The organism is Bartonella sp. AP11XZML (genome assembly GCF_042196445.1).
Classification (GTDB): Bacteria; Pseudomonadota; Alphaproteobacteria; order Rhizobiales; family Rhizobiaceae; genus Bartonella.
In genome coordinates this window covers 19,551-30,799 of the sequence record NZ_JBHIQF010000072.1, presented here as the reverse complement: position 1 = coordinate 30,799, position 11,249 = coordinate 19,551, and the positions used below count along the sequence as shown (strand labels likewise).

Annotated in this window: 6 protein-coding genes; 3 read left to right on the top strand and 3 right to left on the bottom strand. The window is 34.1% G+C overall.

Annotated elements, in window-relative coordinates:
- Nucleotides 1–1,084: 1,084 nt before the first annotated feature.
- Nucleotides 1,085–1,747, top strand: a complete 663-nt coding sequence (locus ACFIMG_RS06935; RefSeq protein ID WP_375678665.1) for a lysozyme — start codon at nucleotides 1,085–1,087, stop codon at nucleotides 1,745–1,747.
- Nucleotides 1,744–1,971 carry a hypothetical protein gene (locus ACFIMG_RS06930; protein ID WP_375618608.1) on the top strand — a complete coding sequence of 76 codons (228 nt, stop codon included), beginning with the start codon at nucleotides 1,744–1,746 and terminating at the stop codon, nucleotides 1,969–1,971. Before ACFIMG_RS06935 ends, ACFIMG_RS06930 begins: the two co-directional genes overlap by 4 nt.
- 1,812 nt (nucleotides 1,972–3,783) lie before the next feature.
- Here ACFIMG_RS06930 and ACFIMG_RS06925 read toward each other — a convergent pair.
- The 3 genes from ACFIMG_RS06925 to ACFIMG_RS06915 all read right to left on the bottom strand — a co-directional run bounded on the left by ACFIMG_RS06925 (nucleotide 3,784) and on the right by ACFIMG_RS06915 (nucleotide 9,127).
- Nucleotides 3,784–4,056, bottom strand: coding sequence for a hypothetical protein (locus ACFIMG_RS06925; protein ID WP_375678664.1), 273 nt, complete (start codon nucleotides 4,054–4,056; stop codon nucleotides 3,784–3,786).
- A gap of 1,681 nt (nucleotides 4,057–5,737) precedes the next feature.
- Nucleotides 5,738–6,889, bottom strand: a complete 1,152-nt coding sequence (gene lldD, locus ACFIMG_RS06920; RefSeq protein WP_375678663.1) for an FMN-dependent L-lactate dehydrogenase LldD — start codon at nucleotides 6,887–6,889, stop codon at nucleotides 5,738–5,740.
- A 1,149-nt stretch (nucleotides 6,890–8,038) separates the two neighbouring features.
- Complete coding sequence (locus tag ACFIMG_RS06915; protein WP_375678662.1) at nucleotides 8,039–9,127, bottom strand: 2'-deoxycytidine 5'-triphosphate deaminase; 1,089 nt, start codon at nucleotides 9,125–9,127, stop codon at nucleotides 8,039–8,041.
- Nucleotides 9,128–9,365: 238 nt separating this feature from the next.
- Between ACFIMG_RS06915 and mutL the strand changes: the two genes are divergently transcribed.
- A complete protein-coding gene (mutL, locus tag ACFIMG_RS06910; protein WP_375678661.1) occupies nucleotides 9,366–11,219 on the top strand; it encodes a DNA mismatch repair endonuclease MutL in 1,854 nt (617 codons plus the stop codon).
- The last annotated feature ends 30 nt before the right edge of the window (nucleotides 11,220–11,249 follow it).

The following is an 11,249-nucleotide window of genomic DNA, read 5'->3' as shown; positions in this document are numbered from 1 at the left end:
TAAAAAGCTGTGCACACTCACGTGTCGTTACATATCTATCTCCATCATCAAATATCATCTCATTACCTTTCTCTTTTTTATGTTATGTGAAGGGGCTGGGATGCTAGGAGGAGAGAACTTCCTATATTGTCAAGCAGCTTTTTGTCAAAATCTTTTGTATCTCTTGTGCTATTGCCTCTAAAAAGATTTCAATAGCTTGATTGATTTGTTTAAGATGCTGCTGGAAACGTAGCCAATACAACACCAGACAAAGATGATACCATTGAATCCGAACGCCCTACCAAATGCTTCATATGAAAAAGAAAATATATGAAACCGAACTACTTGTTCAAATTTATTACAGTACAATATTCTTAAAAAAACTATCAAATATCATTGGTCTATATATTGAATATGCTCCACTAATATATTGTTTCAGTTGGAAACAGACTGTAAGAGAGGAGAAATATCCATTATGTTTTTTATGTAACAGTTTATTTAAAATCCTTCATAAAGGTATTTTTTAATGAAATTAAGCAATTAGGGGAAAAAACAAAGAATAATTAAATTAACTATAGATTTTTTTATTAAATATGTATAACACGTTATGTATATGTATTATTGATTCTAAGATAATTTTTAGATATATAATGTTAAATTATAATGTTTTTTTGTTTTTATAAAAAAATTCTGTGGTGCAATTTATGACTTTTGAAATTACTTAAAAATCAACACCTAATTATTTCATTAATTATTATGTCTCTTATTTTTTGTTAAAAGTGCTTTTTGTTATTGGAATTATTGAAGTTTTTTCAAGTAAAGTTCTTCTAAATCATTCTAGATCAACTGTAAGAATTTATGAGTGAAATCTATCTGATTATAAATGGAATTATCATAAAGTTATTGTCTTTAGATGGAGATCAATTGCTGCAAAATGAATAGTATTTAGCATAATCTTTATTCAAAAAATGATATGGATCTTAAAATAATCCACTATGGGTGTTTTGAATTTATTATGCCCTTTCGCTGTTCTGTTCTTAAAAATGAGTAGATGTAAGTTTTTAATTCATATCCTGCTTTGTGTAGTTTTTTATAGGTAAAAATAATGCGAAAAATATCAAAAGAAGGGCTTGTATTGATTAAGCAATTGGAAGGCTTGCGTTTATCAGCTTATGAAGATTCTGGTGGTGTCTGGACAATTGGTTATGGACATACAAGTGCTTCTGGTGCCCCAAGCGTTCACAAAGATATGCAAATTACGGAAAAAGAAGCTGAAAAAATCCTTTGTCAGGACTTGAGGGAGTATGAAGCTGTTGTTGAAAAAGCCGTTACCGTTCCTTTAAACGATGAACAATTCGCGGCATTAGTATCATTTTGCTATAATGTAGGAATCACAGCATTTCGCAGTTCTACACTTTTAAAAAAGCTTAATAAAGGTGAATATGAAGCGATACCAACCGAATTGCAAAAATGGACAAGAGTGGGAGGAAAACGTATCCAAGGTCTTGTCAATCGCCGAGCAACCGAAGCAGGATTGTGGGCAAAAGGAGCTCATGTTGCCCCCAATTATCATGTAGTAGAACCAGAAGGCGTAACAGGTATTTGCAAAGTAGAAGCTCTTGCACCAATCATAGGTTCTTTTTCAGGGCTTGGAGGTCTTTTTGCAGGAAATGGTCCTGTTCAATGGGTTCTAGCAGGCATTATGGTTTTAGCTGCTTGTACAGCTATGATATACATTGCTAAACGTTTTCAGGAACACCGCCTATGATTTTATGGATAAAAAAATATCTGACAATGACGTCAGCGCTCATAGCAGCTTTTCTTATAGCTTTAGTCAAAGCCTTTTTTCTTGGGAAAAAAGTTGAGAAGCAAAAGCAAACAAAAGAAGATTTCAAGATAGCGACAACACGGCTTGAGGTAGAAAATGAAATTAATAAGAAAAGTGATGCTGATGTGCGCACTAAGCTTTCTAGCTGGCTGCGCGACGAATGAACGAACTTCTTGTATCGGATGGCTGCCAATTTATTTGAATCGACAAGATATCAATGTCATTAGTCCAAATTTGGCGAGAGATATTTTAAAACATAACGAACAAGGTGAACGTTTATGTGGTTGGAGAGATAAACGGAAAATAAAGTGATAAAAATATAATTCCTCTGAAACATCAATCAATGAAAAGATTTGAAAGAGGTGGATACATTCAGATTAAAAGTAAAAGCACTTAAAGGATTAAAACACTCTGGTGGTCAATTAGATTTAATTAGAGTGACTGAGGTGTCTGAATTGAAACTAAAGGATTCAACAGATTATGTTTGTGTAAAATGATTGAGTCTATTGATGTATTCTAAGGGCATCTTTGTTATCCTATCAAAAGAAGATGAGAAAAGATTTTATGGATTGCACTACTATCGTCGTTCAAAGAACTAATCATACACAAAGGCTCTGTTTTCAACAAAAATAACATCTAGGGGCTGGCATGCTTGAAGAAAAGAAATCTACGGAGCTATATAATGAATATATGGTAAGGCTTTTATGTGATTTGTAAATGACGTTGCTTCAACTTCCTAATTATAATAATGATGTTGACGATAAGGCAAATACTTTCGCACTGTATCTGCTTTTTCATGCTAAAGTGGCGGGAAAACATTGTGAATGATCTTGGCTGTTAATTTTTCTATAGGTAAATTCCCTATGTGGGAAATGACATGCAACTCCAGTCGAGAAAACCAACAACCATTTTTGCTTTTATTTTTTAACTTAGCTTTTTTACTTTCAAAAGTCGCCTAGCAATTTCTTGAAAAATATTGCTTTACTATTTTAAGATAATTTTTTCCTGAAATAAAATCCTTCTTTTAAAATATTACTGTAATATCTTGCAAACTCATGTACTGCTTTTAGAGAAAGTTTGTAATAGGACCGTGTCTTTCACGGCGTTTATTGTGATGTGTATAACGGAAAAGTTAAGAGCGCGTATTATCTTTTCGAACATTCAACCACAATCTTATTTCATCCCAATATTTATCTTGAGAAGATACTTTTATAAAGATACTGATAATCTATAAATCACTCTCCCCTAATTCACCTTCTCACTCATCCTTCCATGCATTGCTCGTCCACCTTTTAAACCACCTTAAATTTTTGATATAGAATTTTTTCTTTAATTTTTATTTTTTATTGAATCATAAAAATGATATGTCTCAATCTCACTTCTATGCATCTTTATACGCTTTGATTCTTATTTCTAAAGCCCAGACATCCTGCATATCGCACTGTTTTTATATTTAATATATATTTTTAGATTTATTCCTAACTTGTTAGAAAAGTTTTTATATTTTGATAGAAATATCTTCTATCAGTTCACTTTTTTCAAAAGATTCTGAAAGGATTCTCAAAAAGTATGCAAGTTAAAGACTATTTAATACGTATTGTTTCTTTTCTAGAAATCAAAATTGGTGATACCCCATTCCTTACCAGAAATTGTGTTATTTGCAGAGCAGTCTGTATAAGATGGTGTAACCTCTTTTATGAAGTTAACTAAAGTTTTTTGAATTTCTAGCATATTGTTTAAAGACAAAAAACTCCCCTTTAATTTATACAAGCAGCTTAGACATCGGCTGATAATCCTTCCACTTATAAAAATCTTTTCTTTAATAACCCTCAAAACCACAATTAAAGTGGTGAAAGATAAAACAAGATTTTTAGGCGATCATAACACACAATAAAATCAGACCAGTCTAAATGTTCAATGCTAACACCTGCTAAACAGTGGAAATAAGTTTTAGCACGCATTCAAATTGGAAGGGCTTAAGCCCCCCGCGCGCTACGATGGTTTTCTATTCTCATCGTACGATTTACATTCCCTCTAAAACTTAATCGCTGTAAATATAAAAATCTTGAAGCCCGTTCTAAATCCGTGAGAGTTTCTGGATCTTGCTGTATTAAACGTTGAAATTCCTCACAACTGCTCATCTGAAATGCTAACATTTTCATAAAAGGACGATAGTGGCGTTGTAACATCCCTAAAAAGTTTACGACATAACCTGAGAGATTATTGCTGATTTCAGGAGATAGAATCAATTTCTGCTCAAAGAAAATCTCACCCATACCAACAAAAAGGTTTAATGCTACATGCCATGAGGAATGTTCTCAAATAATTTTGATATTTTTTGATCAAATTTCTTTTGCCACCAATATCGGCAGCAACTGGTGTAGAATTAACAAAATTATAATTTTTTATCTTAAAATGTATCCATCATTTTTTACATTCTTTCATCTATCTTAGCCTTCTTTTCACAGCTTCAAATGATAAAAGTAACTGCAATGTTAAGTCGTTTTGCATCGAACAAATTTCTCGCAAACTATCCCTATTGGCTAGATGACAATCCATCCTCTATTTAAAGAGAGAAAAACTTTTCTTTTTTATTCAGCGATAAAGTAAATATTATCCAATTACTTATGAGAAGTAATTGGATCAAATGGAAATTGTAATTCTTTCTACTCTAAGTAATCTTGTACCCATTTATATAGGTTTAGGAAAGCGTGCTGTTATAAATATTCATAAAAATGCTTCAAAAATTGATATCAGCAAAACTTCTATTTAAAAAAGGAAAAGATGTTCTCTTACTTGCTACTGAAGAAACTGTTCAGATTTGTCTTGATGTTGCTGAAGAGCTTCAAAAAACATGAAGTTATCCCAACGCTTACAAGTGTGCCAACAATTCAACTTTGAGATAATAGATCAGTGCTAGAGTTATGTCAATCTCACCAATCTGTTGTTGTCTGTGAAGAGCATAGTATCAAAGGAGAAGCTTGGAGATGCAATTGTTAAATCGCTTATGGAACAAAACATTCTATGCCAATTTGTATCATTAGGCCCCCCCACCATCCCCATCTGCAATAAAAACGAACTGGATATTTTAACAAGTTATAAAATCAATCGAGAACGCATAAATAGTGTTAGAAATGACATACTATACAAAAAATATTCAACTGCTTCCTAATATGCTCGTCAGTTCAAAAACATCATAAATCATTGAGAATACAAGAAAATAAGAAAGAAAAGCACATTAATTCACGCAGTTTTGCTCTCAGTAAACGAGCTTTTTTAAAGATAGTACGGATATTTTTTCATTGCTTAAAAATGTATTCCATAAAAACAATATCATATCCATATAATATATTATCCAATGAACTTAATATAAATAATATATAGGTTATAGAAATATTATTTATTAGATACATTTTTTATTATAATTATAGATTAAAATAAATACATATTGACATTTTTAATAATTTTATTTATATACTATAATTAATATTATTCTATATTAAAATAAAACTAAATGGATTTTATAAATTTACGTTTTATGCCAATATGGAAAAGAAGTAATTAACATATTATATTTTAATGTTTTTTATATACAGGAGGGAAAAATGCTCACAGCATTATTTATAGCTATTTTTTCTATATCAACAGTTGTTTTACCTTTAATATCAGCGCTTGTTCCTTTTTATCCGTAGAATGAGCTTTTAATAAAGTAAATAAAATATGTATGCAATGTTATTATTGTTTTTTTTCGTGTTTATTATTATTAATACTTAATATTATTGTAGTTACTGAGTATTTTCTGTGATTTTATAGAGGAGCTTATTGATCTTTTCTATTTAACTTTAACTGTCAACATATTTTTTAAAATATATAATTATGCTCCTCTATAAAAAGACTTTCTTTTTCTGAAAGAAGTATAACATATTGCTTTCATTGCTTAAAAACATCTATATTTACTAAACTCTTGCGTGTAATATCTTTGATTGTCTGAGTACCAGTCAGTGTCATAGCTACCCGCATTTCATTGGCAAAAAGATCAAGGAGATGCATAACACCTTTCTTACCTGCTGCTGCAAGCGCATAAACAAAAGCACGGCCAATCATAACAGCATCCGCACCTTGTGCTATCATGCGTACAACATCAAGACCAGAACGAACACCTGAGTCCACTAAAATAGTCAAATAATCCTTTACAGCATCCGCAATTGCAGGCAATGCTCGTGTTGTTGATAATACACCATCAAGCTGACGTCCGCCGTGATTAGAAACAACAATACCATCCGCACCAAATTTTACTGCTTCTCGTGCATCTTCTGGATCAAGAATACCTTTCAAAATCATTGTTCCTTTCCAAAAATCGCGAATCCATTGTAGATCATGCCAACCAATTGATGGATCAAAATTTGCACCAAGCCAACCAACGTAATCATCCAATGCAATTTTCTTTTTGAGATAAGTGGAGACATTTCCAAGATCATGAGGGCGCCCCATAACACCAACGTTCCAAGCCCAATATGGATGAGTCAAAGCTTGTAAAAAACGACGTAAACCAGCATAAGGACCAGACATTCCCGAATGCGCATCACGATAACGTGCACCAGGAACTGGCATATCAACTGTAAAAACCAACGTGCGTACACCAGCCAACCAAGCCCGTTCTAGTGCATCACGCATGAAACCGCGATCTTTGAGAACATAAAGTTGAAACCAAAATGCACCTCCAACTGCCTCTTGTACTTCTGCAATGGGACAAACTGAAACAGAGGATAGAGTAAAAGGAATCCCTTTTGCCGCTGCGGCACGCGCTGCTTTTACCTCTCCACGACGTGCATACATGCCCGTTAGCCCAACAGGTGCAAGTACAATCGGTAAATCAAGTGTCTGATCAAAAAGCTTGATTGAAAGATCAACTTCACCAACTTGCCTTAGAATCCTTTGACGCAATGCAAGTGCTTGAAGATCTGTACAATTACGTCGCATCGTTTCTTCAGCATAAGCCCCACCATCAATATAGTGAAAAAGAAAGGGAGGAAGACGACGCTTTGCTGCCTTACGATAATCAAGTGTTGAAGAAATAATCATTGATGGCACCATTGTTTCTAAATGAAAAGAGAAAACATCCTAAAACGCATAAAAGCGAATCCATGTACCTACCTATTCGCTATTCTCCCAAAGCACTCTATTGAATAGATAGAAGCAACAGAGACTGCAACTTTCTAAAAAAACTAATTGATAAAAACAACATCTTTATTGCTCTTATCCAAATTTAAAATCTCACAGTATGAAGTATCATTAATAACGTATCTACTCATATATTCTTCATGTGCAATTAAAATGTTATACTCTCTTTAAAGTAATCCCTCTTCGAAAGCGATTGCTCCGTAGCTTAATTAGTTATAATTTAAAGTCGCTTCTCCCTCCAAAGATCCTTACATTATCAGTTATTAAGAATATAGAGTGTCATTAAGTATAAATCATAATCTCCCCCAAAAGATGAAAAAATCCTTTATTAATACTGGAAATAAAGCTGTCGCATACATGCAGAAATCTTCTTATATCAATATTCAAAACTGAGATCTGTTACTTATTCATGAAAGTTTATAAAAATATACAGTGTCTAAATTCACATAAAGCATAAAAAAACTTTTAATGTTCATACTAATAGAATCTCTTCATATTTAATTGAATAATTTTCTAGAAATATTATATCTTGAGGCTATAAATGAGTTACTAAAATTAGAACAATGTTTAAAAAAATTGTTACTAAACTGGAGTGAAAACTTATTTATTAACTCTTAAGGATAATTTTTATACGGAATAAAATATACTGGTTATTACACTCTAGAAAAATTGAGTCAATTGCAGCATCCAATCTCGCATATTTACTTTGAAAAGTGAGTAGCTACTGTTATATTGAATTTTATTAACCCATTGATTTATTATAATAAATATGAATAACATATTAAATATAGTAAAATTCTTTCATTGTAAATTTTGTCATGATGAAATAATCAAAACTATTCTTTTGCACATCATAAATGGAGTTCGTATAGATAGAACCTCTTGAAAAAAGAAGTAAAAATGCCTCTCATACCCTCTCAAATGCAAGAGATGAGATAACCTTGGAAATTAAAAATAGAATGCATGACGCCAGTTTTGCGAAGCACAAAATTTTCTTTTATCTAAAATACGCTTTCTGCATACATGTTATCAAAATTCGTGGTTCCCAACTCATTTAAAATGCTTGGACAACTTTAAACCCTGTGCTTGATAATGTGATCCAACATCATGTCCATAAAGGGTTGATGGTCGATTAAGCATATGCTCATAGACCAAACGGCCAATAATTTGACCATGCTCTAAGATAAAAGGAACTTCATGGCTCCGCACTTCTAAAACCGCTCTTGCTCCTTTTCCACCCGCTTCCTTATGCCCAAATCCTGGATCAAAAAAGCCTGCATAATGCACCCTAAACTCGCCAACTAAAGGATCAAAAGGTGTCATTTCTGCGGCATAAAGCGGAGGCACATGAACAGACTCTCGTGAAACTAAAATGTAAAATTCATCAGGATCAAGAACCAACTCCCTTTGACCACGATCAAAAAGAGGTTCCCAAAAATCTAAAACGTGGGCAACGGCACGTTTATCAATATCAATAACACTTGTATGATGTTTACCACGATAACCTATAAGCCCGTTTTCGTCTCCCTTTAAATTAATGGAAAGACCAATACCACCAACACTAATATTAGGAAAATCATCCGATATCAGTGTTTCTTGCCTTTGCAAAGTATGCAACTCTATTTCATTTAAATAACTTTGGCCTTTTCTAAACCGAAGCTGTGATAAATGTGAGCCTGTATGCACCAAAATTGGAAATGTGCGTGGACTAATTTCCAAATAAAGTGGACCATGATAACCAGCACAAATTTTATCAAACTCCTGAGCATTATCCGTAATGACACGTGTAAAAATATCTAATCGTCCTGTAGAACTTTTGGGATTGGCAACAGCAGATAAGAATTCTGGTAAAGCTAAACTTTCTAAAAGAGGAACAATATAAACACACCCCGTTTCCAAAACGGCTCCACCTCGTAAATCAAACTCATGCAACTTTAACCGTTCAAGCTTATCCAAAACTTTTGTATCAGGTCCCGGCATAAAAGAAGCACGTATACGATAAGCTTTCTCCCCTAAACGAAGATCAAGACTTGCTGGTTGTATTTGAGATCTATCAAATGGATACTGAGCCTTGAGAAAGTTATTCTCGATCAAAGCTTGTATATCACTATCCGCTAAAATACCGCTTATACGCGCCATATATATTGCCTTCCCTTTTTACATTGTTTCTTTTTTGACCTAGATGATAAACTGGTGCAAGCTATTTTAAAGTGATAAAAACTATTTTTATGTTTTTTCCAACCGACTTGTTAACATAAAATAAAATAGGAGGTATTGTAAAAATAATACCTCTCATGTTCTCTTATTCTTGAATGTCTCGCAAATGATGTTATCATAATTTTCTATAGAACCCTTAAAATTCCTGTTAGAATTTATTATGATTATACGCCATCTTAGCGAAAATATTATTAATCAAATCGCCGCCGGTGAAGTTATTGAACGACCAGCAAATGTTGTCAAAGAACTTGTTGAAAACGCTATTGATGCTGGTGCAACACGCATTGAAATTATTACAGCAAATGGTGGAAAAAATTTTATAAAGGTGAGTGATAATGGTTATGGAATTCCTGCAGATCAATTAACTTTAGCAGTTTCTCGCCATTGTACCTCAAAGATTACCGATGACGTACACAATATCTGCTTCCTTGGATTTAGAGGAGAAGCCCTCCCCTCTATTGGTTCTGTTGCTAAACTTAAACTCATTTCACGAACAAAAGATGCTGAGAGCGCTGCTGAAATTTCCGTTACTGCAGGAAAAATTGTAGGACCCAAACCAGCTGCTGCGAATCTTGGAACAATTGTTGAAGTTCGTGATCTTTTCTTTGTCACGCCAGCACGATTAAAATTTATGAAAACTGATCGGGCTGAAACAAATGCTATTAGCGATATGATTAAGCGAATTGCTATCGCATTTCCACATATCCGCTTTTCTCTTTCAGGACTAGACAGAACATCTATGGAATTGTCTGCTACAGAAAATAATATTCAAGGACAATTACAACGTATTACGCAGATTATGGGAAAAGAATTCGCCCCTAATAGCATTGCGCTGAATGCTGAACGCGAAGCGGTGCGCTTAACAGGTTTTGCCTGTTTGCCATCTTTCAACCGAAATAACAGCCTTCATCAATTTGCTTATGTTAATGGACGTCCCGTGCGTGATAAATTTCTATGGGGCGCTATCCGAGGCGCTTATGCTGATGTTATGACACGAGATCGTTATCCTGTCGCTATTCTTTTTATTGACCTCCCACCTGCTGAGGTAGATGTTAATGTTCACCCAGCCAAAGCTGATGTACGATTCCGTGATCCAGGATTAATTCGTGGTTTGATTGTTGGAGCTATTCGTGAAGCATTGCAGCAATCTGGTATTCGTCCTACTTCAACCCGTTCTGAAGCAATGCTTGCTGCATTTCAAACACAACAATCATTGGCACAACAACCATTAGGCAGTTTTAAGAACACGCACCAGTTCTCTTCTTACAGTTCACAACCTCATCATTTTACCAGTGCTTCAATGGTCCAAAAACCATTGGATAGTACTCACTCTTTTGATTTAAAAGAAGATGCCGCTCCTATTATGGAGGGCTTAAATACACCAAGTGGGGATGCATACATTCCAAGCACGACATCTTCATCAAAAGAGTTATCTTATCCATTAGGAGCGGCCAGAGCACAAATCCATAAAAACTATATTATCGCCCAAACACAAGATAGTTTGATCATTGTCGATCAGCATGCAGCTCACGAACGATTGGTTTATGAAGCACTCAAAAATGCACTTTATTCCAAACCACTTCCTTCACAGTTATTACTTATTCCTGAAATTGTAGAACTCTCTGAAGAAGATGCAACATGCCTTTTAACGCATAAAGATGCTTTGCAAAAATTTGGATTAGGAATAGAACCATTTGGACCAGGAGCAATTGTTGTGCGTGAAACACCTTCCATGTTAGGAGAGATCAATGTCCAAGCCCTTATTAAAGATCTCGCAGATGAGGCTGCTGAGTATGATACAACAAATAATTTAAAAGCAATGCTTGATTATGTTGCAGCAACGATGGCCTGTCACGGCTCAATACGGTCAGGGCGCCTTTTACGCCCCGAAGAAATGAACACACTATTACGACAAATGGAGGCAATACCTAATACAAGTACATGTAATCATGGACGCCCTACTTATATTGAACTCAAACTGGCAGATATAGAACGGCTTTTTGGCAGAAAATAAGCCCTTCATCATTTTTACAAGAAAAATATT